Source organism: Limosilactobacillus agrestimuris, assembly GCF_943193105.1.
GTDB lineage: Bacteria > Bacillota > Bacilli > Lactobacillales > Lactobacillaceae > Limosilactobacillus > Limosilactobacillus agrestimuris.
Window position 1 is genome coordinate 47,965 of record NZ_CALPCW010000005.1, and the last position, 24,374, is coordinate 72,338.

At 40.7% G+C, this 24,374-nt stretch carries 19 protein-coding genes; 17 read left to right on the top strand and 2 right to left on the bottom strand.

From position 1 onward, the window contains the following. Positions 1 to 57 precede the first annotated feature (57 nt). The 8 genes from NFR46_RS04785 to NFR46_RS04820 all read left to right on the top strand — a co-directional run bounded on the left by NFR46_RS04785 (position 58) and on the right by NFR46_RS04820 (position 7,671). Positions 58 to 384 carry a PspC domain-containing protein gene (locus tag NFR46_RS04785; protein ID WP_251575167.1) on the top strand — a complete coding sequence of 109 codons (327 nt, stop codon included), beginning with the start codon at positions 58 to 60 and terminating at the stop codon, positions 382 to 384. Then, positions 385 to 738 carry a phage holin family protein gene (locus NFR46_RS04790; RefSeq protein ID WP_191684814.1) on the top strand — a complete coding sequence of 118 codons (354 nt, stop codon included), beginning with the start codon at positions 385 to 387 and terminating at the stop codon, positions 736 to 738. A gap of 16 nt (positions 739 to 754) precedes the next feature. Next, a complete protein-coding gene (gene hprK / locus NFR46_RS04795) occupies positions 755 to 1,714 on the top strand; it encodes an HPr(Ser) kinase/phosphatase (RefSeq protein WP_251575169.1) in 960 nt (319 codons plus the stop codon). Then, on the top strand, positions 1,707 to 2,531 hold the full coding sequence (gene lgt / locus NFR46_RS04800; protein WP_251575171.1) for a prolipoprotein diacylglyceryl transferase: 825 nt from the start codon (positions 1,707 to 1,709) through the stop codon (positions 2,529 to 2,531). Before hprK ends, lgt begins: the two co-directional genes overlap by 8 nt. A gap of 27 nt (positions 2,532 to 2,558) precedes the next feature. Beyond that, complete coding sequence (locus NFR46_RS04805; protein ID WP_251575173.1) at positions 2,559 to 3,575, top strand: NAD(P)H-dependent glycerol-3-phosphate dehydrogenase; 1,017 nt, start codon at positions 2,559 to 2,561, stop codon at positions 3,573 to 3,575. 64 nt (positions 3,576 to 3,639) lie between these two features. Continuing rightward, a complete protein-coding gene (galU, locus tag NFR46_RS04810) occupies positions 3,640 to 4,545 on the top strand; it encodes a UTP--glucose-1-phosphate uridylyltransferase GalU (protein ID WP_251575175.1) in 906 nt (301 codons plus the stop codon). Positions 4,546 to 4,865: 320 nt separating this feature from the next. Beyond that, entirely contained in the window at positions 4,866 to 5,798 is a 933-nt protein-coding gene (trxB, locus tag NFR46_RS04815; protein ID WP_251575177.1) for a thioredoxin-disulfide reductase, read from the top strand. Between the two features lie 145 nt (positions 5,799 to 5,943). After that, positions 5,944 to 7,671: a phospho-sugar mutase gene (locus tag NFR46_RS04820; RefSeq protein ID WP_251575179.1), complete on the top strand. Its 1,728-nt coding sequence runs from the start codon at positions 5,944 to 5,946 to the stop codon at positions 7,669 to 7,671. A gap of 221 nt (positions 7,672 to 7,892) precedes the next feature. Here NFR46_RS04820 and NFR46_RS04825 read toward each other — a convergent pair whose 3' ends face one another. Continuing rightward, positions 7,893 to 10,817, bottom strand: a complete 2,925-nt coding sequence (locus tag NFR46_RS04825; protein ID WP_251575181.1) for an LTA synthase family protein — start codon at positions 10,815 to 10,817, stop codon at positions 7,893 to 7,895. A 266-nt stretch (positions 10,818 to 11,083) separates the two neighbouring features. Between NFR46_RS04825 and uvrB the strand changes: the two genes are divergently transcribed. The 5 genes from uvrB (at position 11,084) to whiA (ending at position 19,170) form a co-directional block, all read left to right on the top strand. After that, positions 11,084 to 13,132, top strand: coding sequence for an excinuclease ABC subunit UvrB (gene uvrB / locus NFR46_RS04830; RefSeq protein ID WP_251575185.1), 2,049 nt, complete (start codon positions 11,084 to 11,086; stop codon positions 13,130 to 13,132). A gap of 20 nt (positions 13,133 to 13,152) precedes the next feature. After that, a complete protein-coding gene (gene uvrA / locus NFR46_RS04835) occupies positions 13,153 to 16,002 on the top strand; it encodes an excinuclease ABC subunit UvrA (RefSeq protein WP_251575187.1) in 2,850 nt (949 codons plus the stop codon). Positions 16,003 to 16,339: 337 nt separating this feature from the next. Beyond that, on the top strand, positions 16,340 to 17,209 hold the full coding sequence (gene rapZ / locus NFR46_RS04840) for an RNase adapter RapZ (RefSeq protein WP_251575189.1): 870 nt from the start codon (positions 16,340 to 16,342) through the stop codon (positions 17,207 to 17,209). Positions 17,210 to 17,228: 19 nt separating this feature from the next. Continuing rightward, the gene (locus NFR46_RS04845) at positions 17,229 to 18,215 is read left to right on the top strand and encodes a gluconeogenesis factor YvcK family protein (RefSeq protein WP_251575191.1); all 987 of its coding nucleotides are present in this window, start codon (positions 17,229 to 17,231) and stop codon (positions 18,213 to 18,215) included. Between the two features lie 13 nt (positions 18,216 to 18,228). Continuing rightward, positions 18,229 to 19,170 (top strand): DNA-binding protein WhiA, encoded by a 942-nt coding sequence (gene whiA / locus NFR46_RS04850; RefSeq protein WP_251575195.1) that lies wholly within the window; start codon positions 18,229 to 18,231, stop codon positions 19,168 to 19,170. A 49-nt stretch (positions 19,171 to 19,219) separates the two neighbouring features. Here whiA and clpP read toward each other — a convergent pair whose 3' ends face one another. Further along, positions 19,220 to 19,813 (bottom strand): ATP-dependent Clp endopeptidase proteolytic subunit ClpP, encoded by a 594-nt coding sequence (gene clpP / locus NFR46_RS04855; RefSeq protein WP_003717598.1) that lies wholly within the window; start codon positions 19,811 to 19,813, stop codon positions 19,220 to 19,222. A gap of 687 nt (positions 19,814 to 20,500) precedes the next feature. Here clpP and NFR46_RS09395 point away from each other — a divergent pair. From NFR46_RS09395 to tpiA, 4 genes are all read left to right on the top strand, one after another. After that, positions 20,501 to 20,632, top strand: coding sequence for a hypothetical protein (locus tag NFR46_RS09395; RefSeq protein ID WP_255372237.1), 132 nt, complete (start codon positions 20,501 to 20,503; stop codon positions 20,630 to 20,632). A 505-nt stretch (positions 20,633 to 21,137) separates the two neighbouring features. Continuing rightward, a complete protein-coding gene (gene gap / locus NFR46_RS04860; protein WP_191684531.1) occupies positions 21,138 to 22,151 on the top strand; it encodes a type I glyceraldehyde-3-phosphate dehydrogenase in 1,014 nt (337 codons plus the stop codon). Positions 22,152 to 22,238: 87 nt separating this feature from the next. Next, a complete protein-coding gene (locus tag NFR46_RS04865; protein WP_251575198.1) occupies positions 22,239 to 23,450 on the top strand; it encodes a phosphoglycerate kinase in 1,212 nt (403 codons plus the stop codon). A gap of 173 nt (positions 23,451 to 23,623) precedes the next feature. Further along, entirely contained in the window at positions 23,624 to 24,373 is a 750-nt protein-coding gene (gene tpiA, locus NFR46_RS04870; protein WP_251575199.1) for a triose-phosphate isomerase, read from the top strand. The last annotated feature ends 1 nt before the right edge of the window (position 24,374 follow it).

Consider the following 24,374-nt stretch of genomic DNA (forward strand, 5'->3'; position numbering starts at 1 on the left):
TCTGATTGCAGTTACCGAGAAAACACAGTAAGATTAAGCTATTAGGAGGGATGAATTATGTCAAAAAAGTTAACCCGATCTTATGATGATCGCTGGCTTGCTGGGGTCCTAAGTGGTTTAGCTAAGTATTTTAATACCAAACCACTTTACTTACGGATTGCGTACATTTTGTTTACGGCAATTACAGGAATCTTTCCTGGAGTTATTGTATACATTGTGTTGTTGGCAATTATTCCGCCGGATCCAGCTCATCCCGGAATTGCTGGCTTGTTTAAGGCGTTCTCTGACTTAACGTCTACGCCACAAAAAACAAAGGATTCGCAGGGACGGCGGCAATTAACAGATGTCGAAGAAAAAGATATTAAGAAGAATGGACGGTCATAGATGGAATTTATCAAGCGTGTAATAATAGATACAATTCTCTTTATTGCATTAGCCGGACTCTTTTCAAATACTGGGATGTTTTATGTCAATAGCGTTGGAGTTGCTTTACTCGCAAGCCTTGTCTTAGCGGTATTAAATGTTTTAGTAAAGCCAATCTTGTTGATATTATCGCTGCCCATTAATGTGCTTACCTTAGGATTGTTTAGTATTGTGATTAATGCCTTGATGCTACAATTAACGTCATCTTTTGTTGGCTCGTTTTATTTTCACTTCTCATCCTTTGGCTCAGCAATGTTGATTGCAATTATTATGTCAATTTGTAATGTGATTATTTCTGATCACATCAATAATTAGTGAAGGAGTGAGAACAGTGGCAGATCATGTTACCGTAAAAGAACTTGTTGATAACGTTCGCTTAAAAGTTTTGCAAGGAGAAGAATACCTCCAACGTCCGATTACTACTAGTGATATTTCGCGACCAGCCCTTGAATTTGCTGGCTACTTTAGGCATTATCCTGCAATGCGGATTCAATTATTGGGAATTACTGAAACATCCTTTGCAAAGGACCTAACTCATGAGAAACGGGAAAAGTACTTAACAAAAATGTGTGCACCACAAACACCATGTTTTGTTATCTCAACTAACTTACCGATCCCTGAAGAATTACAGGTAGCTGCAAAGAATGCTAGGATTCCGATTTTGGGTACGCACCTAACCTCTTCCCAAATTTTAAGTAACATGACCTCTTACCTTCTAGGGCGGTTAGCACCACGTCAATCACTTCACGGGGTTCTCGTGGATATTAACGGGGTTGGAGTGTTAATTACTGGTGATTCGGGAGTCGGAAAGAGTGAAACTGCCCTTGAGCTTGTACGACGGGGACACCGTTTAGTTGCTGATGACCGGGTTGAAGTTTATGCTCGGGATGAACAGACTCTTGTTGGGACTGCGCCAGCAATTTTGAAGCACTTAATGGAAATTCGAGGAATCGGAATTATTGATGTTTCGACCCTTTACGGAACTGGGGCAATTATGCCGAGCGACGTTATTAACCTGATTGTCCATTTGGAAACTTGGACACCAGACGTTCAGTTTGATCGTTTAGGTGATCGGGGCGATACCCAAACTATCCAAGGAGTAATCATTCCCAAAGTTTCCGTGCCGGTTAAGACTGGGCGAAATCTTGCAATTATCATTGAATCGGCTGCGATGAACTACCGTGCCGAAACGATGGGGTATGATGCAACCAAGACCTTTGATGATAATCTAAACAGGTTAATCAAACAAAACTCAGCACGCGATACAAAGGAAAAGCAAGATAATGACTAATTTAGGTTTGACTGCCCTGGCACTTAATCCAATCGCCTTTAATTTTGGTCCCATCCAGGTTCACTGGTATGGGATCATCATTGCTACTGGAGTTGTTCTTGCCTTAATCTTGTCGGTCCGTGAAGGTCAACGACGGGGGATTAATGAGGATTACTTCTATGATTACCTTTTATGGGCATTACCAGTGGCAATCGTCTGTGCACGTCTTTATTATGTTGCCTTTCAATGGTCATACTATTCCCAACATCCGGGAGAAATTATTGCGATCTGGGATGGCGGAATTGCAATCTATGGGGCGATTATTGGTGGAGTCTTAATCCTCTACTTCTTTTGTCGAGCGCGGCAAATTTCGATGTGGACGATGATGGATGTGATTTCGCCAACATTAATTATGGCTCAAGGAATTGGTCGTTGGGGCAACTTTATGAACCAGGAAGCTTTTGGTGCGATTACAACTCGAGCAGCTTTAGTTAGCCAACATATTCCAGAATGGATCATTAATCAAATGTACATCGGGAACCATTACCGGGTACCAACTTTTTTATATGAATCGTTATGGGATTTAACCGGGTTTGTATTGTTACTTCTGTTACGTCACCGTCGTCACTTGTTTAAACGGGGAGAAGTTTTCTTGACCTATGTGATGTGGTATTCATTTGGCCGATTCTTTATTGAAGGAATGCGGACAGATAGCTTAATGATTGGAAGTGTCATTCGGGTATCACAAGTACTATCATTAATTTTTTTTGTTGCGGCATTGATTATTTTAATTGCTAGACGGCAGCGGACAAATCTTCCGTGGTATGTAAATCAATAATTTTATTTGTTATAAAGGAGAATGGCTATGGCTGAACAAATTGCAGTTTTAGGAGCAGGTTCGTGGGGAAGTACGCTAGCAAATATGCTAGTGGAAAATGGTCATAATGTTAAATTATGGTCCCGTAATCAGGAACAAGTTGATCAATTAAATAATGAACACGTTAACCCTCACTACATGAAGGACTTTGTTTATTCAGATAAGTTAGTAGCAACCTCGGATATGGAGGAAGCCGTTAAGGGTGCTGAAATTATTTTAATTGTTATCCCAACAAAGGGGATTCGCCAGGTGGCAAGTCAACTTAATACAATCTTGGAAAAGAACCATCAGCGGCCATTAATCGTTCACGCGACTAAAGGGTTAGAGCAAAATACTTATAAGCGCCCTTCAGAGATGTTAATGGAAGAAATTAATGAAGAGAACCGTCAAGATATTGTGGTACTCTCTGGGCCAAGTCATGCTGAGGATGTTGCAATTAAAGATATGACTGCTGTTACTGCCGCTTGTGCTAACTTAAATGATGCTGCACGGATTCAGAAAATTTTTAGTAATAATTACTTCCGTGTTTACACCAACAATGACGTGATTGGTGCGGAATTCGGGGCTGCCTTAAAGAACATCATTGCAATCGGTGCAGGTGCTCTTCAAGGACTTGGCTACCATGATAATGCCCGAGCTGCTTTAATTACTCGGGGACTAGCTGAAATTCGGCGCCTTGGTGTAGCTTTTGGCGCTAACCCAATGACGTTTATTGGTTTGTCAGGAGTTGGTGATCTAGTCGTAACTGCAACTAGTAAGAACTCGCGGAATTGGCGTGCTGGTTACCAATTAGGGCAAGGAAGAAAGCTTGATGATGTAATTGAGCACATGGGAATGGTAATTGAAGGGGTATACACTACTAAGGCCGCCCATGAATTAAGCTTAAAACGACAAGTTAAGATGCCAATCACTGATGCACTATACCGTGTCCTTTATGAGGGGGAGGACATTAAGAATGCAATTTCTCAATTGATGAGTCGAGATCTTACTTCAGAAATTGAATAATTATGGTAAAATGCTTACAGTGGAGATTGAGAATTAAAAAATCTCGTGGAAAGGGTTTATTATTATGAAACGCGTACGTAAAGCAATTATTCCTGCTGCTGGTTTGGGGACTCGTTTTCTTCCGGCAACAAAGGCATTAGCAAAGGAAATGCTACCAATCGTTGATAAGCCAACGATTCAATTTATTGTTGAAGAAGCTCGCAAGTCGGGAATTGAAGACATTGTCGTTGTTGACGGCAAGAACAAGCGGTCAATTGAAGACCACTTCGACTCTAATCCAGAGCTGGAAGATAACTTACGGGCAAAGCATAAGGATGAAATGTTGAAGTTAGTTGAAGAGACCACTGACATTAACATTTACTTCATTCGGCAATCACATCCACGTGGCCTTGGGGATGCTGTTTTGACTGCTCGTGACTTTATTGGTGATGAACCATTTGTTGTAATGCTCGGTGATGATTTGAATAACATTAATAATGATGGTGAACCATTAACTAAGCAATTAATTGATAGTTACGAACAAACAGGTGCATCCACCCTTGCTGTTATGCGTGTACCGCACGAAGATACCGCTAAGTACGGTGTTATCAACCCAAGTAAGGAAGTTACACCAGGCCTCTTTAACGTTACAAGCTTTGTTGAAAAGCCAGAACCAAAGAAGGCGCCAAGTGACTTAGCGATTATTGGCCGTTATGTCTTTACTCCAGAAATTTTTGATGTTTTGGCCAAGACTAAGCCTGGTAAGGGTGGCGAAATCCAATTAACGGATGCAATTGATACCCTTAACCAAACTCAACGTGTCTTTGCACGTCAATACATGGGTGACCGTTATGACGTTGGTAATAAGTTTGGTTGGGTTAAGACTAATATTGAATATGGTCTAAAGCATCCACAAGTTAAGGATGAATTACGTCAATACATTAAAGACCTCGGTACCAAATTCGTAGCTGAGGACGAAAAGAAGAAGTAAAAATAGAACGTGAACCGCGACGAACTAGTCACCGAGTACTAAGAAAGTCCAGACGATGATTGTTTACAATCAAGTCTGGACTATTTAGACGGAGGTGACGGTCGCGGTGAACGTATTTCGACTTGGTTACATACAAACTCCCGATTAGATGCTGAAAGCATCTGAGAGGGAGTTTGTTGTCTTTAAGGCTCTTTCCTGCGAACATGTTTTGACTTAATAGCAGTTTTTGCTAACTTATCAATAGTAAGCTAGAGGATAGACAATAGTGGCGAAACAAGTTATTATGATTAGTAATCAACTGTACTAAGGAGGGTCTTTAAATGGCTAATAAGGACCATTATGATGTAGTAGTAATCGGTGCTGGTCCGGGAGGAATGACAGCTGCCATGTACGCCTCACGGGCTAATTTATCCGTCTTGATGCTTGATCGGGGAATCTACGGTGGTAATTTAAATAACACCGCAACAATCGAAAATTATACTGGCTTTAAGAGCATTAAGGGCCCTGAGCTAGCTCAACAAATGTATGATGGCTCGATCCAATTTGGAGCTGAATATGCCTACGGGACTGTCACAAAGATTGAAGTTAACGATGATGGAACTAAGAATGTTTCCACTGATATGGACGATCACTTTGTCGCTAAGGCAATTGTAATTGCAACTGGTTCTGAACAACGTCACTTGAATGTGCCCGGTGAAGATGAATTTAGTGGCCGGGGTGTTTCATATTGTGCTGTTTGTGATGGAGCTTTCTTTAGAGATAAGCCACTCATTGTTGTTGGTGGTGGTGATTCTGCTGTTGAAGAGGGGATGTACCTTGCCAACCTCGCTTCTCAAGTAACAGTGTTGGTCCGGGGAGATAAACTCCGTGCTCAACCACTCCTTCAAGATGAAGCGATGAAGAATAATAAAATGAAGTTTGTCTTTAATACTAGTGTGACGGAAATCGTTGGTGATGATGCTAAAGTTACTGGTGTTAAGACTCATAATAATAAGACTGGTGAAGATGGTGAAATGCCAGCGGATGGGATCTTTATTTACGTTGGTAATGTTCCGATGACTAAACAGTTTACTTCATTAGGAATTACTGATGATGCTGGCTGGATCAAGACGGATAACACGATGAAGACGAAGATTCCAGGTATTTTTGCTGTTGGTGATGTACGTGAAACCCCATTGCGTCAAATTGCCACTGCTGTTGGTGATGGTTCGATCGCTGGTCAACAGGTTTACCAATATATTCAATCATTATAATAATTATTGAGGACGAGGCAGAGGTTGCCTGGTCCTTTTTAATGCTTCTAGTAAAACTTTAGTAAAACAACAAAGTAAACGAACACAGCTAGCCTATAATGAGTTATACTGGTAGCAGATTATGAGATACAAAGGAGCAATTTTGATGAGCTGGAAAGATACTTATCAAGTTTGGAAAGAACGGACTGATCTCGAACCAAACTTGAAAAAAGAATTAGATGCAATGCATGACGATAAGGAAATTGAGGATGCATTTTACGCACCAATGTCTTTTGGTACTGCCGGAATGCGGGGACTAATGGGTCCTGGTATTAACAGGATGAATGTTTATACTGTTCGTCAAGCAACTGAAGGTTTGGCAACGTTAATGGATTCCTTAGGTGATGAAATTAAGAATCGTGGAGTTGCGATTAGTTATGATTCACGTCACAATTCACGCCAATTTGCCCATGATTCAGCACGAGTATTAGGTGCTCACGGTATTAAGGTATACATTTACGATAACTTACGGCCAACACCAGAATTGTCATTTGCCGTTCGTCACTTACACACCTATGCTGGGATCATGATTACTGCTAGTCATAATCCAAAGGAATATAACGGTTACAAGATTTACGGTGAAGATGGTGGACAAATGCCACCAAAGGAATCAGACATGATGACTGGCTACATCCGGAAGATTACCGATATTTTTGACATCAAATTAGCTGATGAACAAGAAATGTTAGACAATGGGATCGAAACGATCATTGGTGAAGATGTTGATGCTGCATACTTGGCTAATGCAAAGAGTGTTACCGTTAACCCTGAACTTGCTAAGGAATATGGTAAAGACATGAAGTTTGTCTTCACCCCATTATGTGGTACAGGACGGATGCTTGGTGAACGAGCATTGCGTCAAGCTGGCTTCACTAACTTCACTATTGAACCTACAGAAGCTCAACCAAATGGTGACTTCCCTGGTTTGGAACACCCAAACCCAGAATTTCCAGAAGCATTTGTTCGTTCAATTAAGTTAGGAAAAGAAATTGATGCGGATGTTTTGATTGCTACTGACCCAGATGCCGATCGTCTTGGTTGTGCCGTCCGTCAACCTAATGGTGAATACCAATTGTTGACTGGTAACCAAATTGCATCAATTATGTTGGCTTACATCCTTGAAGCTCACAAGCAAGCAGGAACTTTACCAAAGAACGCAGCGGCTGTAAAGTCAATCGTTTCAACAAACTTTGCCGCTAAAATTGCTGAAAGCTACGGTGTGAAGATGATCAACGTCTTAACTGGTTTCAAGTGGATTGCTGATCAAATCCACCAATACGAAACTGGTAAGGCTGATCACACCTTCATGTTTGGCTTTGAAGAAAGTTATGGCTACCTTATTAAGCCATTTGTTCGTGATAAGGATGCTATCCAATCATTGACTCTCTTAGCTGAAGTTGCCGCTTACTACAGAAGCCGGAACATGACATTGTATGATGGCCTTCAAGAATTATTCAAGAAGTATGGTTACTTCCGTGAAAAGACAGTTGCTAACATGTACCCAGGTGTTGATGGCCCAGCTAAGATTCAAGCCTTGATGAAGAAGTTCCGTGAAGAAGCACCAACCGAATTTGCTGGTCATAAAGTAACTGTTACTGAAGACTTCTCTAAGGGAACAAAGACTACTGCTGATGGTCAAGTTAGCGAATTAGGAATCCCTGAATCAAACGTTCTTCGTTATATTCTTGATGATGAAACCTGGATTGCTATTCGTCCATCTGGTACTGAACCAAAGCTGAAGTTCTACATTGGTACCAGTGCACCTTCCCTCGATGAAGCTAACACCAAGCTTGCTTCCTTCGAAAAAGCATTAAAGGAATTTGCGGAGGAATAATAAGAGTGTGAGTCCGTTAAAACTTTCCGGTGGCTAACGATTTCTCCAACGAATGACGAGCTTGTCGTCAGAGGTGGAGGTCGTTAGCTTGAGGAAAGTTAGGACGAACATATTTCGACTGTGTTGCAGTAAAAAATAAACAATGGCTGCTAACACTAGCAAAAACTAATGAACACAAAAAGACGTCTTAAACATTATCGTTTGGGACGTCTTTTTAGCTTTTATTTTGCTATTTGTTTTAAGAATGAATTCTTTAAAAGATAATGATGACCAGCAGTTAAGTCGTATTGAACTAGTTGGTAGTCGTGAAAAAGCTTCTTTTGCTTTACCGTGAGTTTAACATGTTTACCTTGAGCATTAACGAAATCAATTCCTCCCTGGTGGGCAGAATTATTCTTGGCGGTTCCATTAGTTGGTAGAGAATTTGCTGGAACCTTTTCTGTAATTTCTGTCATTAAAGCATAGTATGGAGAAACCTTGACGTCCATCTGAGCTAGGGCCATTGCAGCAAAGTTATTTGGCCCAACTAACTGGTGCTGCCAAGTCAGACGGTTATGGTTAATTTTGCGAGCAGCTGCATTGCTGTAGATAAAGTAATCAGTTTCGTGCAGTTGGGTACCGTACTTTCCCATTGGCAGACCGTGATAAATCCCGGGAAGGTGGTCACCGTACCAAACGACGGTGGTTGGTTGATTTAGATTGTCTAATTGATGGATCCAATCTTTCAATGCCTGATCGGTATAATGGATCCCTTGAATATAAGTTTCAATTTGCGCCTTCTGTTCAGGAGTCTTAAAGCCCTTACCAGAAACATGATAATTATTTTTAGCATAGTATGTTGGGTCGTACGGCATGTGATTTTGCATGGTAGCTAATTGAACAAACTTACCGTAAGGTTGTCGCTTAAGGTTGAGGGTTACCTCTTTATAAGCTGAATCATCACTTACTCGGGGACTATTATGAATTTTATTGGTGTAAGTAAGTTTATCTCCACCATCGAAATGATAGAACTTGTTAAAGCCAAACTTCTTGTAAACAGTTTTTCTACTGTACAGGTTAGCGGTAAAGGGGTGAATCCCAATACTGTAGTTAAAGAGGTTATTGATGGTAAAAGTCCGCTTTTGGTACGGAACAAGTTGTGAATATGGAGTCGGTAAGGTTGGCGAAAAGTTAGCCATGGAAAGGCTAGTTAATGCCTGGTATTCCATATTTGCGGTTCCACCACCATAACCAGAACTTAGCATTAATCCACTAGTAGTTTGTTTCTTTAATTGGTGAAGGTAAGGGAGCGGATCCCCACTAACTTTCATTCCGGGAACTTTAGCCGGGTCAGCATAACTTTCGCTAAGAACGAACACGAGGTTTTGGTTGCCAACCCTATTATGGGTTCGATTGCGATTAATTTCTGCGCCAATCTTTGCGTAACGTTTTTCTAAGTGCGCCATCGTTGCTGGTGAGTATCCTTTAGGTTTACTCATCACATGGACATCGATATTATTGGCAAACTGCAAAAGAGTACCATTCATTTTAGCGCCCCGTAATTGAGAATAGAAATATGGAGTGTCATCAATATTTTGTAATTGCTTATAAACAATCGAATTACTATGGTTAGCTAAGTTAAAACTAAGAAGGTAAATACAGGAAAGGATAGCAATTACGATTCGCATCGCTGGGTTAAAACGACAAGTCTTTCCATAGCGCTTTTCTAGTTGCCAACTAGCAACGAGGGCAACAATAATGGCAATTAATGTAAAAGCAATTATCCACTTGTTAACCATTCCAAGCATTTCTCCAGGAGCGGTTAATGTTGAAATGTCAGTCGGAATGATTGGCTCATTTCGTGCAGCAATCTTTAGGACAGAAGCACCAAGCCAACCAAGATAGAGGATTATTGTGATTCCGGAACTGAGCCACCAGCGATTAGTAATTGCCATCAAGATTAGGGCAATTGCAAAGATGATTAAGACGTTTACCGTGATAATTTTTGGTCGTTCGGTAAGCATCCACTCTACCATAGTAAATTTACCATTCCAAAGAATCGCAAATGAGGCTAGCGTAATTCCCCAAAGAATAAGGTAAGTTAAAAGGACCGGCCAGTAATGCTTGCTAAAGTGCTTCAGTCTTTGAAGAAGATTCCAATAGTTTAACTGCCAATTAATTTTATTTCCCAGGAAATTAACAAGAATCATAATGGCACTGAAAATAACAACAATCGTAATTCCCAGGATAATTATTGCTTGCCAACTTACTTGAGGTAATAGTAAAGGTGTAAAAAGCATTGGTAACCCAAGAAAATTCAAGAGGAGGAGTCCCATGACAGGAAGAAGCTGATCTTCATGTTTTTCCTCCTGTGTCCGTAAGAACCACGCCGTCATGATAAGACAAGTGAGAAGTAAGAATGGTTGATACGGGTTAATCCCTAATAGGTAGTGGGTATCAGGAGTCAAATCACTGTGGGGGCTATAGTCAACGTGGTTCATATTAAGCCAGGTGATGAGGGCGGCAAAGAGTAAACTAATAACTGTTAAAAAGAAATAACGAGCATTGGACCACTTCTTAAGCCATTCGCGATCATTTGCTAGCCAATCTCCAAGTGCGAAAAGGTAGATAAACCAAATTAAACTCGTTCCCCGGTGAAAACCAAAGGCATCGTAGCCACTAACAAGGTTAATCAGCAAGAAAATAAATGAAAACCCAATTAGCCAGTGTCGACGGGTAACTGTTGACCAGCGATGGCAAAACTTTTGTAGTGGGTGTGCGAAAAGGTAAAAGTCACTACAAATGAGCCAGGTGATGAATACCTGCTGGACAACGTAGAGTTCGGGAGATGGCTGGGCTGAGGTAATTATTGGTTGGGTTGTAAACTTTGCCCAGGTAAAGGTAATTGCCCCGACGATCCATAAGGTTAATACCGCAATTTGGCGATTAAATCGCCCTTGGTGTTGGTTAGCCCCAATTGCGATTGGGACCCATAATACGGTCGTACTAATAAATGTTTTTAAAATCCACCATAATATAAAGGGTAAGGTTGCTTCTTGCAGGTGGGTGAGCAACTGACTTGCGGTTCCTAAAAAGCAAATGATTGCGAGAACAACAAATAAACTCCCCAATTGAAGTTCCCGTTTTTGCTTTAAACTACTAAACATTGATCTCCAACTTTCTCTTTTGTGAAATTTAAACATTACTATTATACGGAGAGGAAAATTATGATTCAACCATGTCTAATCAGGATTAAGATAAAGTTAATTTCCGTTGATTTGTTGTTTTATAATAAGACAAATTGAGCATTTCATATAGATAGACGAATACATGTTCTGGTGATAAACTAAAGAGGATAATTGTAACCATTGAGACGGAAGGTAGCAGAGATAAATTGTTGCCTTCCATTTTCAGGTACTGAGGAGGATTACTTGTGATATATCGCCAACCTCATAAAAATTTTGAATTAGTTTCTGACTATCAACCTACTGGTGATCAACCAGAGGCAATTAAAGAATTAACGACTGGAATCGAAAAGGGAGAAAAGTCGCAAATCCTACTAGGGGCAACTGGGACTGGGAAGACTTTTACGATCTCCAACGTAATTGCAAATGTAAATAAGCCAACGTTAATTTTGTCTCACAATAAGACGTTGGCAGGTCAACTATACAGTGAAATGAAGAAGTTCTTTCCCCACAATGCGGTTGAATACTTTGTTTCCTACTATGATTATTACCAACCAGAAGCATATGTGCCTTCAAGTGATACCTATATTGAAAAGGATGCTTCAATTAATGATGAAATTGATGAACTTCGTCACTCAGCAACTAGTTCGCTAATGGAACGTGACGATGTGATTGTTGTTGCTTCAGTTTCTAGTATCTTTGGACTTGGGGACCCAAGTGAATACCATAACCACGTTGTTTCGTTGCGGGTTGGTCAAGAGATTGAACGGGATCAATTACTGAGAGAATTGGTTAATATCCAGTTTGAACGAAATGATATTGACTTTCAACGGGGGCGTTTCCGGGTTCATGGGGACGTTGTTGAAGTTTTCCCGGCATCACGAGAAGATAAGGCGCTACGAATCGAATTTTTTGGTGACGAGATTGATCGGATTCGTGAAGTTGATGCCCTTACTGGTGAAGTGATTGGGGATCGGGAACATATATCAATCTTCCCGGCGACCCACTTTTTAACCAGTGAGGAAATTATGGACCGGGCTCTTCCACAGATCGAAAACGATATGAAAAAGCAGGTTAAGAAGTTTACAAATGAAGGAAAGTTGCTTGAAGCTGAACGAATTCAGCAACGGACAACCTATGATATTGAGATGCTTCGTGAAATGGGCTACTGTAACGGAATCGAAAACTATTCACGGTATATGGATGGACGCAAGCCTGGTGAACCACCGTATACACTATTGGACTTCTTTCCCAAGGACTTTCTGTTAGTAGTTGATGAATCTCACCAAACGATGCCTCAGGTCCGGGGAATGTACAATGGGGATCGGGCACGAAAACAGATGTTAATTGATTATGGATTCCGTTTACCAAGTGCGCTTGATAACCGGCCATTAAAATTGGCAGAGTTTGAGAAGCACGTTAATCAGGTTGTCTACATGTCTGCTACACCGGGTCCATATGAGATGGAACAAACTGATCACGTTGTCCAACAAATTATTCGGCCAACTGGCTTGCTTGATCCGACGATTGAAGTTCGGCCAGTAATGGGGCAAATTGATGACTTAGTTGGTGAAATTAATAAGCGGATTGAAAAGCATGAGCGGGTCTTTGTAACTACTTTAACCAAGAAAATGTCAGAGGACTTAACGGATTATCTCAAGGATCTTGGATTAAAGGTAAAGTACCTTCATAGTGATATTAAAACCTTAGAGCGGACCCAGATTATCCGTGATCTTCGTCTTGGTAAGTTTGATGTCCTGGTAGGGATTAACCTTTTGCGGGAGGGACTTGATGTTCCAGAAGTATCTCTTGTAGCAATTCTTGATGCTGATAAGGAAGGATTTTTACGGAATGAACGTTCCTTGATCCAAACGATTGGTCGGGCTGCCCGGAATGCTAATGGCTCAGTAATTATGTATGCTGATACGGTTACGGATTCAATGCAAAAAGCAATTGATGAAACGAAGCGACGTCGGGAAATCCAGATGGCTTATAATAAGAAACATGGTATTACACCGAAGACCATCATTAAGCCAATTCAAGAAGCTATTTCATCAACTACTAAGACTGAGGATAGTGGTAAGAAGGCCGATAGTACTGAATTTACAAGTAAGGACTTTGCAAAACTTTCACGTGATGATCAAACTAAGATGATTGAAGAGCTAACCGAACAAATGCGGGCAGCTGCCAAACGCCTTGACTTTGAGCAAGCAGCAACTCTCCGTGATACGGTAATGGAATTAAAGGCACAGATGACAGGAAAGAAAACTAAAAAAGTAAAGCATAGTAAAAAATAATAAGGGGGAGTGAGTTATCCGTGGCAAACGATAAGATTATTATTCATGGTGCGCGGGCACATAATTTAAAGAATATTGATGTAAAAATTCCAAAAAATAAGCTTGTTGTTATTACTGGTTTATCTGGTTCGGGAAAGAGTTCTTTAGCCTTTGATACCCTATATGCTGAAGGACAACGACGCTATGTTGAGAGTTTGTCTGCCTATGCCCGGCAGTTCTTAGGACAAATGGATAAGCCAGATGTTGACTCAATTGATGGTCTTTCACCGGCAATCTCAATTGATCAAAAAACCACTTCACATAACCCTCGTTCAACAGTCGGGACGGTTACGGAAATTAACGACTTCCTTCGTCTACTTTGGGCACGGGTTGGGACACCAATTTGTCCAAACGATCATATCCCGATTAGTAGCCAATCACCTGACCAAATGGTGGATCGGGTATTGGAATTTCCCGAACGGACCCGTCTGCAAATTCTTTCACCAGTTGTCCGGGATAAGCGGGGAACCCAAAAGAAGGTTTTTGAGAAGATCAAGAAAGAAGGATTTGTCCGAGTTCAAGTTGATGGTGAAACTTATGAACTAGATGAAGTTCCAGAGCTTGATAAGAATAAGAAGCACACCGTTAACGTGGTCATTGATCGGATTATTATTAAAGATGGAATTCGCTCCCGGCTGTTTGATTCGTTTGAAGCAGCCCTTCGTCTAAGTGATGGTTATGCAATTGCAGATGTAATTGGTGGCGAACCGATTCCGTTTTCTGAAAAGTACGCTTGTCCAATCTGTGGTTTCACTGTTGGTGAGCTAGAGTCCCGCCTCTTTTCCTTTAATGCGCCAATTGGAGCTTGTCCAGAATGTGAAGGACTTGGTTCAAAGCTTGAAGTTGATGTTGATCTAGTGGTTCCTGACCGGACAAAGACGCTTCAAGAAGGGGCGATGATCCCGTGGAACCCGATTTCTTCACAGTATTACCCACAATTACTTGAGCAATTCTGTAAGTCTGCCGGGATCGACATGGATACGCCATTTAATAAATTGCCAAAGAAGCAACAACGGCAAGTCTTATATGGTAACGGAGACAAAACATTCCACTTCCATTACGAAAATGACTTTGGTGGTGTCCGTGATGTAGATGTTCCATTTGAGGGTGTGATCAACAACGTTAAGCGGCGCTACAAGGAGACTAATTCTGACTTTACCCGGGAGCAAATGCGAAAGTACATGACAGAGTTACCATGTCCAGCTTGTCATGGGTACCGGCTTAATCAACGGGCATTAGCCGTAAAAATTGCTGGTCAAAATATTGGTGAAGTTTCTGAATTACCAATTAGTGAGGCAATTTCGTTCTTTGAGGGGATCAAGCTTTCTGAACAAAAAGAGAAGATTGCTCGGCCAATCCTCAAGGAAATTTTAGACCGCTTAACCTTTATGAAAAATGTTGGTGTTGAATACCTAACCCTTAGTCGTTCTGCGCGGACACTTTCTGGAGGGGAAGCTCAACGAATTCGTTTGGCTACTCAGATCGGTTCGAACCTTTCTGGTGTAATGTACGTTCTTGATGAACCATCGATTGGGTTACACCAGCGGGATAACGATCGCCTAATTTCCTCATTAAAGGCAATGCGTGATCTTGGAAATACCCTTATCGTTGTTGAACACGATGAGGATACTATGCGTGCGGCCGATTACATTGTTGATATTGGACCAGGAGCTGGGGCTAGTGGTGGAAAAGTAATGGCCGCTGGAACTCCTAAGCAAATTATGCGTTCACGAAAATCATTAACCGGTCAGTACCTTTCCGGAAAAAAGATGATTGAAGTTCCTAAAGAACGCCGTGAAGGTAACGGAAAACACATAGTCCTTAAAGGTGCTGCCGAAAATAACCTAAAGAACATTGATGTTGATTTTCCCCTTGGTAAATTTATCTGTGTTACTGGTGTTTCTGGTTCAGGGAAATCGACCCTGGTTAATATGATCTTGAAACGGATCTTAGCGCAAAAGTTGAATAATAATTCAGCTAAGCCAGGAAAGTATAAGTCAATTAGTGGAATTAAGAATATTGAAAAGATCATTGATATTGATCAGTCCCCAATTGGCCGAACACCACGGAGTAATCCAGCTACCTATACCGGTGTTTTTGATGATATTCGTGAACTCTTTGCCCAGACTAACCAGGCAAAAATGCGCGGCTACAACAAAGGACGCTTTAGCTTTAATGTAAAGGGTGGTCGTTGTGAAGCGTGTCATGGTGACGGGATCATTAAGATTGAAATGAACTTTTTACCGGATGTTTATGTTCCGTGTGAGGTTTGTCATGGTACTCGTTACAATTCTGAAACTCTTGAAGTTGAGTACAAGGGAAAAAATATTTCACAAGTCTTAAATATGACTGTTTCCGAAGCATTGAAATTCTTCAGTGCAATTCCAAAGATTAAGCGAAAACTCCAAACAATTGAAGATGTTGGTTTAGGTTATGTTACTCTTGGTCAACCAGCAACAACGCTTTCAGGTGGTGAAGCCCAACGAATGAAGTTGGCCGCTGAACTTCACCGGCAATCACGAGGGAAGAGTTTCTATATTCTTGATGAACCAACGACGGGACTGCATATGGATGATATTAAACGGTTATTGGCAGTTTTGCAGCGACTCGTCGATGCAGGGAACACTGTTTTAGTGATTGAACACGATCTTGATGTCGTTAAATCTGCTGACTGGTTAATTGATCTTGGCCCTGAGGGAGGGGATACAGGTGGTTATGTTGTAGCTACCGGGACTCCCGAAGAAGTTGCTGAAGTTAAGGAAAGTTATACCGGGCAATATCTGAAGAAGATGTTGGAACGGGATAAGGAACTTGAAGAGAAGAAAAAGTAGCATATAACTAAGATTAGTTCAGAACGATTTTAAATCGTCCTGAACTTTTTCTTTATGTATGAGCTGCCTTCTTCCTAAGCGCAAGCCAGTTCTACTGTTACTAAATCTAGCTCACCGTGACCGAATCTCCGCCTAAATTCTAGGCATCTGAGCCTAGATCTGCTCGCCAGAGACTTGCTAGGACTAGCAACTTCCTTCCTAGGCGCAAGCCGCCGTTGTCAGGAGAAATTGTTAGCCTTCCGCAAGTCCTTTGCTGGCTCGCACTCTTTTTTGAAAGACACGCCCGGGGCGTTGTGATACAATGACTAAGTATAAGCGTAGAAAAGAGGGGGAGAAAATGGAGAAAAAGATGCGAGTGGTTATTATCACGGGGATGAGCGGTGCCGGTAAAACAGTTGCTGTTCATAGTTTTGAAGATTTAGGTTACTTTGTGTTTGATAATATGTTACCTAATTTAGCAGAGAAGTTTGTTGATGTAATGAAGAAGGCCAGTCAGTTTGATAAAATTGCAATGGTAATGGATTCCCGTTCTCAGGGATTTTATGATCAGGTATTACCAGCAATTAAGGAACTAAAGAAGTTTAAGGACCTTGAGGTTAGCGTTCTTTTTCTTGATGCAGATGATAATAAACTGATTTCTCGTTATAAGGAAACAAGGCGTTCGCACCCGTTGTCTCCTCATGGAAGATTATTGGATGGGGTAACCGCTGAACGAAAGCTCCTTAATAATTTAAAGAGCGAGTCAGATGTCCGGATTGATACCACAACTTTGACACCGCGGAACCTTAAATTGCGGATCAATAAGATTTTTGGTCACGGCGAAGGAAGTAACTTCTACGTTGAAGTGATGTCATTTGGGTTTAAATATGGGATTCCGTTAGATGCTGATATTGTCCTTGATGTTCGTTTTCTCCCCAACCCCTTCTATGTTCCAGAGCTCAAACATTTGACTGGAAATGACGTTCCGGTTCAAGAATATGTGATGAAGAGTCCATTGGCGAAGGAATTTTACAGTCATTTGAAGGCGCTGTTAGAAACAGCAATGCCCGGATATATCCGTGAAGGGAAGAGCAGCCTTACAATTGCAATTGGTTGTACAGGTGGACAACATCGCTCCGTTACAATTGCCAATAAGGTTGCGGAAGATCTAAAAAACGATGGTTACCAAGTAAATGTTCACCATCGAGATGTGGATAAAGCAGAATAAACAGTAGAGGAAGGATCATATGTTTCATAAGCCAAAGATCGTTGTGATCGGGGGTGGAACCGGATTACCGGTTGTTCTCCGTGGATTACGCGATCAAAATGCTGACATCACAGCAGTAGTTACTGTTGCTGATGATGGTGGTTCATCAGGTATTTTACGGAATTATATTAATGTAGTCCCACCTGGTGATATTCGGAATGTTTTGGTTGCCCTTTCCGAGTTACCAAAACTTCAACAGGAAATTTTTCAGTACCGTTTTAAGACGACTGACCAATTTCTAGCTGGTCACGCGATCGGTAACCTGATCATCTCCGCACTTTCAGAAATGCAGGGTGATATTTTTGAGGCTGTCCAGGAACTTTCAGGAATGATGGAAATTCGGGGACATGTTTTTCCCGTTTCTGACGAACCATTAACGTTGAACGCTGAATTTACTGATGGTTCAACGTTGAGTGGCGAATCAGAAATCACTCATGCCCATAAGCAAATTAAACGGGTATGGGTAACACCATCAAATGATCAGGATGGTCACGAAGCTAAAGCTGTTCCTGAAGTAATTAAGGCAATTGAAAATGCGGATCAAATTGTCTTGGGACCAGGAAGCCTGTTCACCAGTATTCTCCCTAATTTGATGATTCATGATGTTGCTAAGGCCGTTTGTGAAAGTAAAGCTGAAGTTGTCTATATCTGTAATATCATGACGCAAAAGGGTGAAACCGACCACTTTACTGATGCCGATCATGTTCGTGTCTTGAACCGACATCTTGGTAAAAACTTTATTAATACTGTTTTGGTAAATATTGAACCAGTTCCTGACAATTATATTGATTTTAAAGAATGGAATGAAATTTCCCAGCCTGTTGGCCATGATTTCCAAGGCTTACGTAAGCAGGGATGTCGGGTAATTAGTTCTAATTTCTTGCAGCTAAAGGATAATGGAGCATTTCATGACCGTGATAAGGTTGTTAATGAATTAATGAATCGCCTCCATGAAGTTCACGATTAGGAGGTGTTTAACCTTGTCCTATGCTAGTGATGTTAAAAAAGAGCTAACAGCGATTAAGGTTCACCGTGATAATGCCAAGGCCGAATTAATGGCCCTCATCAGGATGAATGGTTCAATCGGAATTAGTAACCACCACCTAGTACTAAATATTCAGACTGAAAATCCAGCAATCGCTCGCCGGATTTATTCTTTGCTGAAAGACTTTTACCACGTTGAAAGTGAGATTGTTGTTCGTCGTAAAATGAAACTGAAAAAGAACAATCAATATATTGTTCGGTTGCGTTATTCGGCAGAACGGGTTCTTGATGACTTAAAGATTTTGCAGGGAATGCAGATAAAAGAGCAGGTTCCCGTAGAATTATTAAAGGATGAGTGGATGGTTCGCTCATACTTACGTGGTGCATTTTTAGCCGGTGGATCGGTGAATAATCCTGAAACTTCCCGTTATCATCTTGAGATTTATTCTTTATACGAAGAACATAATGAGATTATTGCACAAATGATGAATCAGTTTGGCCTAAATGCGCAAACAACAGCTCGACGGAGTGGATATATCGTTTATCTTAAGGAAGCCGAAAAGATTGCTAATTTTATGTCACTGATTGGCGCAACAAATTCAATGCTCCAATTTGAAAATATTCGGATTGTTCGTGACATGCGTAATTCAGTCAATCGCTTGGTTAATTGTGAAAATGCCAATATGAATAAGATTGCCAATGCTTCAACCAGACAAATTGAGAATATTAAATTGATTGAGGCCCGAGTTGGTTTGGAAAGTTTGCCAGATAAATTACGGGAAATTGCGGAAACAAGATTAGCGCACCAAGAAGTTAGTTTAAAAGAGCTTGGTGAATTAGTTCCTGGTGGTCCAATTTCCAAGTCCGGAGTAAATCACAGATTGCGGAAATTAAATGCCTATGCTGATGAGTTACGTGGTCAAATTGCAACTAAATAAAAAGAGACCGGAATTTTTCCGGTCTCTTTTTTTTAACTTAGTTACTAAATTACTTTAACTTAGAATTATTTTCCATGATTCCATCAAGTAGACCATAGTCAACAGCTTCTTGAGCGGTTAAGTAGTGATCACGTTCGGTATCACGGTTAATTTTTTCTATCGGTTGCCCTGAATTTTTGGCCAGAATTTCATTAATCATCTTCCGGGTCTTCAAGATTTCAGTAGCAGCAATTTCAATTTCAGTTTGTTGACCTTGAGCACCACCGGATGGTTGGTGAATCAAGACTTGTGAGTGTGGCAAACCAAAACGCTTACCCTTAGCACCAGATGATACCAAGACACTAGCCATTGAAGCAGCCATTCCGATAACAATAGTTTGGACATCAGACTTGATAAAGTTCATGGTATCGTAAATTGCCATTCCAGAGGTAACTACACCACCTGGAGAATTAATGTAAAGGTAAATATCTTTAGTAGAGTCTTGCGCATCCAAGAAAAGCAATTGCGCAACGATTGAATTAGCCATGTCGTCTTCGATTGGACCAGATAACATAATGATCCGATCCTTTAGAAGCCGTGAGTAAATGTCATATGCACGTTCACCACGAGATGATTGTTCAATGACAGTTGGAACTAAATTCATAGTAAATTGGCCTCCCTTATTTTTAGCACTTGTTAGTCTTATTTGCTAACTTATGTGAATACTATACTCGTTTGGTCAAAAAAGGTCAAATGTTTTGCTATAAAATAATTAGCCTTTTTTGCGGTAAAATAACTAGGAGCTTTAATTAAAAGAAGTTACTAACTAGATACTTAAAGTATTAGTTAGTAACTTCTTTATTCTTAATCAATTTAGAATAGTAATGGTTGATTAATTATTAATAGAGGGAGATAAAATAATTAACCATAATTATTGTTGATTATTAGTGAAGGTTTTTAGCAATTAAAGCCAATTCAGTGGCAGCTGATTCTTTATCAAGAACTGTCCAGTCAGTATTATTGAATTTAACGAATGCTTCGAACATATCTTTAGTCATAATAAATTACCTCTTTTTAATATTAGTGAGCTCTTTAATTAGCTCCTTCTTGATTACGACTATATAATACCTCATATTGGTATGCTTTACAAGCTATTTATATTATTGGATTTTTAAGGCGATTACATTTAATTGGTCTAGGTACGTTTAAGAAAAATATTTTAGCTGTTAATCATTGTCATAGTGGGATCGAATGGTTAGGGATTCTTTAGAAGGGTTGCTTTTTAAGACCGTGCCCGGTATAATTGGAGCGTTAATTATTTTACGTTTAATATATTAAGGAGGCATTTGCTATGCGTAAAGCACACCCATACGGCGTTCAAGGTCGTCGGCCAATTGCTCCTAAGTACAAGCGAGCATTAAAGGAAAAAAAGATTGAAGCTATTCGTAAGTGGGCTAAGGAAAAGCCAGCTGAAGAAAAGTAATTTAGCTTTATAAAGTAAAAAGGTTGGTAAGAGTAATTTTTACCAACCTTTTTTACTTTAATATAAACAATTGAATATAAAAAGAACCGTTGCTTATAAGCAACGGTTCTTTTTATTAGGTGAAATATGTAATCAAAATCAAACACCATAAAAAATGCGCCCCCCGAGAGTCGAACTCGGATCTCGAGAACCGGAATCTCACGTGCGATCCATTACACTAAGGGCGCGTCAACAAATATTATATTATCTTACTTCAAACATAATTGCAACAATAAATTTAAAATTTTTAAAATGATAACGTTTTCACAAGAAAAATCAAACTTTTCGGTCTAATTGAATAGACAAGTTAGTGAATTGTGAGTATTATTAATACCGTAAGGTTGTAATTGCTAAGTCATGATTTTAGATAAATACTTGGTATTACTTAATTACAGTTGATATTAAGTAAATGTGATTGAGTTAGCAAAGACACTAATTATGTTTTCCTAAAGGAGGAAATTGCAGTATGACTGTAAAGATTGGTATTAATGGTTTCGGCCGTATTGGTCGTTTGGCATTCCGTCGTATTCACGAACTCAACACTGATGACATCGAAGTTGTTGCTATTAACGACTTGACTTCACCAGAAATGTTGGCTTACTTACTTAAGTACGACTCAACCCAAGGTCGTTTTGATGGCGAAGTTTCATCAACTGACAAGGGTATCGTTGTTGATGGTAAGGAATACCCTGTATACGCAGAACGTGACGCACGTAACATTCCTTGGGTAAAGAACGACGGTGTTGACTTTGTCCTTGAATGTACTGGTTTCTACACTTCTGCAGAAAAGTCGCAAGCTCACTTGGATGCCGGCGCAAAGCGTGTTCTTATTTCTGCACCTGCTGGTAACATTCCAACCGTTGTTCCTGGTGTTAACTTGGATACTTTGAAGGCTGACGACAAGATCGTTTCAGCTGGTTCATGCACCACTAGTTGCCTTGCACCAATGGCATACTGGTTGAATAAGAACTTTGGTATCAAGGTTGGTACTATGACTACTGTTCACGCTTACACTGGTAGCCAAGCTGTTCTTGACCAACCACGTGGTAAGAAGTTCCGTAACAACCGTGCTGCTGCTGTTAACACTATTCCTCACTCAAGTGGTGCTGCTAAGGCTATCGGTCTTGTTATTCCTGAATTGAATGGTAAGCTTTCAGGTCACGCACAACGTGTTGCTGTTCCTGATGGTTCATTAACTGAACTTGTTACTATCATGAACAAGAAGGTTTCTGTTGATGATGTTAACAACGCTATGAAGGAAGCTGCTAAGGATAACCCAGCATTCGGTTACACTGATGACCCAATCGTTTCAAGTGATATTATCGGTTCTACTTTTGGTTCTGTATTTGACCCATCACAAACCGAAATCATGGAAGGCGAAGACGGTACTCAATTAGTTAAGACTGTTGCATGGTACGACAACGAAAATGGTTTCACTTGCAACATGATCCGGACTTTGCTTCACTTCGCAAGTCTTTAATCTAATTGCTTAAATAAGCTAAATGAAAGGTGGGAGGAGGAAACTCCAACCACCTTTTTCTTCACAGAGAAGGAGGAAACATAATTCATGGCAAAATTAACTGTTGAAGATTTACCTCTTGAAGGTAAGAAGGTTTTAATGCGGGTCGACTTTAATGTCCCAATTAGTGACGATGGTAGTAAGGTTGAAGATGACAACCGGATCGTTGCTGCATTGCCAACTATTAAGTATGTTATTGAACACAATGGTAAGGCAATCTTATTCTCACACCTTGGCCGGATTAAGAAGGAAGAAGACAAGCCAGCTAAGTCATTGAAGGCTGTTGCAGAACGTCTTTCTGAATTACTTGATAAGCCAGTTAAGTTCGTTCCAGTTACTGAAGGTAAGGAACTTGAAGATGCTATTAACGAACTTAAAGATGGTGACGTATTGCTTGTTCAAAACACTCGTTATGAAGATGTTAAGGACGGCGAATATGTAAAGCGTGAATCGGGTAATGATCCTGAACTAGGTAAGTACTGGGCTTCACTCGGTGACGTTTTCGTTAACGATGCCTTTGGTACTGCTCACCGTAAGCACGCTTCAAACGTTGGTATCGCTACTAATATGCCAGGTAAGGCTGCTGCTGGTTACTTAATGCAAAAGGAAATCAAGTTCTTGGGTGATGCTGTTGATAACCCTGAACGTCCATTTGTTGCTATTCTTGGTGGTGCTAAGGTATCTGACAAGATTGGTGTTATTGATAACCTTCTTGAAAAGGCCGACAAGATCATCATCGGTGGAGGAATGGCTTACACATTCTACGCTGCTAAGGGTATTAAGACTGGTGACTCACTTGTTGAAAAGGACAAGGTTGATGTTGCTAAGAAGATCCTCGACAAGGCTGGCGACAAGCTTGTTCTTCCAATTGACAACGTTGTAGCTGATAAGTTTGACAACGATGCCAACACCGAGGTTGTTGAAGGCGACATTGATGATGGCTGGATGGCCCTTGATATTGGTCCAAAGTCCATCAAGGAATTTGAAGACGTATTGAAGGATGCTAAGACTGTTGTTTGGAACGGTCCTATGGGTGTCTTTGAAAAACCTAACTTTGCTAAGGGAACCCTTGAAATTGGTAAGTTCCTTGGTACTTTGAGTGACGCTACTACTATCGTTGGTGGTGGGGACTCAACTGCTGCCGTTAAGCAATTGGGTGTTGCTGACAAGCTTACCCACATTTCCACTGGTGGTGGGGCTTCATTAACCTACCTTGAAGGTAAGACTTTGCCAGGAATTGCTGCAATTTCTGAAAAGTAATATATAATAGGGAAGAAAGCCTACTAGTTCGTTTGTTGATGCGATACTAGCTTTCTGCAAACCCCGTAAATACAATAGGGTCCAAATACTCGGAAGTTCCGGGTGGTTGGACCCATTTGCATATTGAGGATGATTTATACCACAATACCGTTATGGTGCAAAGGAGTGATTTTATGAGGGTGCCGATCATTGCTGGTAATTGGAAAATGAACAAAACGGTAGCCGAATCAGTTGAGTTTGTTAAAAAGGTAAAGGATCAGTTGCCGCCAGCAAATCAGTTGGAAACAGCACTTGCAGGGCCAACACTATCCCTAGTTTCAATGAGAGAAGCTGCTGATGGGTCCCCACTAAAAATCGCTGCTGAGAATTGTTATTATAAAAATGAGGGAGCATATACAGGGGAAACAAGCCCCTATGCTCTATATCAAGCTGGCATTCACCATGTAATCCTTGGACACTCTGAGCGCCGGAAATATTTTCATGAGACTGATGAAACTGTAAATAAGAAGATCAAGGCAGCTTTAGCTGATCACCTTTGTCCAATTGTTTGCTGTGACGACACAATGGGCCGGCGAACAGCTGGTAAGAAGGTTCATTGGGTTGTTAATCAGATCTTATCTGATGCCAAGGGACTATCAAGTGATGAAATTAGGCACGTAACCATCGCTTATGAACCAAGTTGGGCAATCGGTACCGGTCAAAGTGCTGATCCCGATGAAGCTGAAGAAGGATGCTACCTAATTCGGCAAACAATTGCATACATGTACGGAAAAGAAGTTGCTGATGATGTTCGAGTTCTTTATGGTGGTAGTGTTACAATTTCAAACATCAATGCTCTGATGGCCAGTCGGGACATTGATGGGGTCTTAGTAGGCGGTGCAAGTTTAGATCCTGAAACATTTTTAAGGTTAGTTAACCACTAAA

What these genes read in the sequence shown, in the direction of transcription:
- NFR46_RS04820 (WP_251575179.1), top strand. Translation starts at nt 5,944, where the DNA reads ATGAGCTGGAAAGATACTTATCAAGTTTGGAAAGAACGGACTGATCTC.
- NFR46_RS09395 (WP_255372237.1), top strand. Translation starts at nt 20,501, where the DNA reads ATGCGTAAAGCACACCCATACGGCGTTCAAGGTCGTCGGCCAATTGCT.
- NFR46_RS04785 (WP_251575167.1), top strand. Translation starts at nt 58, where the DNA reads ATGTCAAAAAAGTTAACCCGATCTTATGATGATCGCTGGCTTGCTGGG.
- NFR46_RS04790 (WP_191684814.1), top strand. Translation starts at nt 385, where the DNA reads ATGGAATTTATCAAGCGTGTAATAATAGATACAATTCTCTTTATTGCA.
- gap (WP_191684531.1), top strand. Translation starts at nt 21,138, where the DNA reads ATGACTGTAAAGATTGGTATTAATGGTTTCGGCCGTATTGGTCGTTTG.
- NFR46_RS04805 (WP_251575173.1), top strand. Translation starts at nt 2,559, where the DNA reads ATGGCTGAACAAATTGCAGTTTTAGGAGCAGGTTCGTGGGGAAGTACG.
- NFR46_RS04845 (WP_251575191.1), top strand. Translation starts at nt 17,229, where the DNA reads ATGTTTCATAAGCCAAAGATCGTTGTGATCGGGGGTGGAACCGGATTA.
- trxB (WP_251575177.1), top strand. Translation starts at nt 4,866, where the DNA reads ATGGCTAATAAGGACCATTATGATGTAGTAGTAATCGGTGCTGGTCCG.
- clpP (WP_003717598.1), bottom strand. Translation starts at nt 19,813, where the DNA reads ATGAATTTAGTTCCAACTGTCATTGAACAATCATCTCGTGGTGAACGT.
- rapZ (WP_251575189.1), top strand. Translation starts at nt 16,340, where the DNA reads ATGGAGAAAAAGATGCGAGTGGTTATTATCACGGGGATGAGCGGTGCC.
- lgt (WP_251575171.1), top strand. Translation starts at nt 1,707, where the DNA reads ATGACTAATTTAGGTTTGACTGCCCTGGCACTTAATCCAATCGCCTTT.
- NFR46_RS04865 (WP_251575198.1), top strand. Translation starts at nt 22,239, where the DNA reads ATGGCAAAATTAACTGTTGAAGATTTACCTCTTGAAGGTAAGAAGGTT.
- NFR46_RS04825 (WP_251575181.1), bottom strand. Translation starts at nt 10,817, where the DNA reads ATGTTTAGTAGTTTAAAGCAAAAACGGGAACTTCAATTGGGGAGTTTA.
- tpiA (WP_251575199.1), top strand. Translation starts at nt 23,624, where the DNA reads ATGAGGGTGCCGATCATTGCTGGTAATTGGAAAATGAACAAAACGGTA.
- galU (WP_251575175.1), top strand. Translation starts at nt 3,640, where the DNA reads ATGAAACGCGTACGTAAAGCAATTATTCCTGCTGCTGGTTTGGGGACT.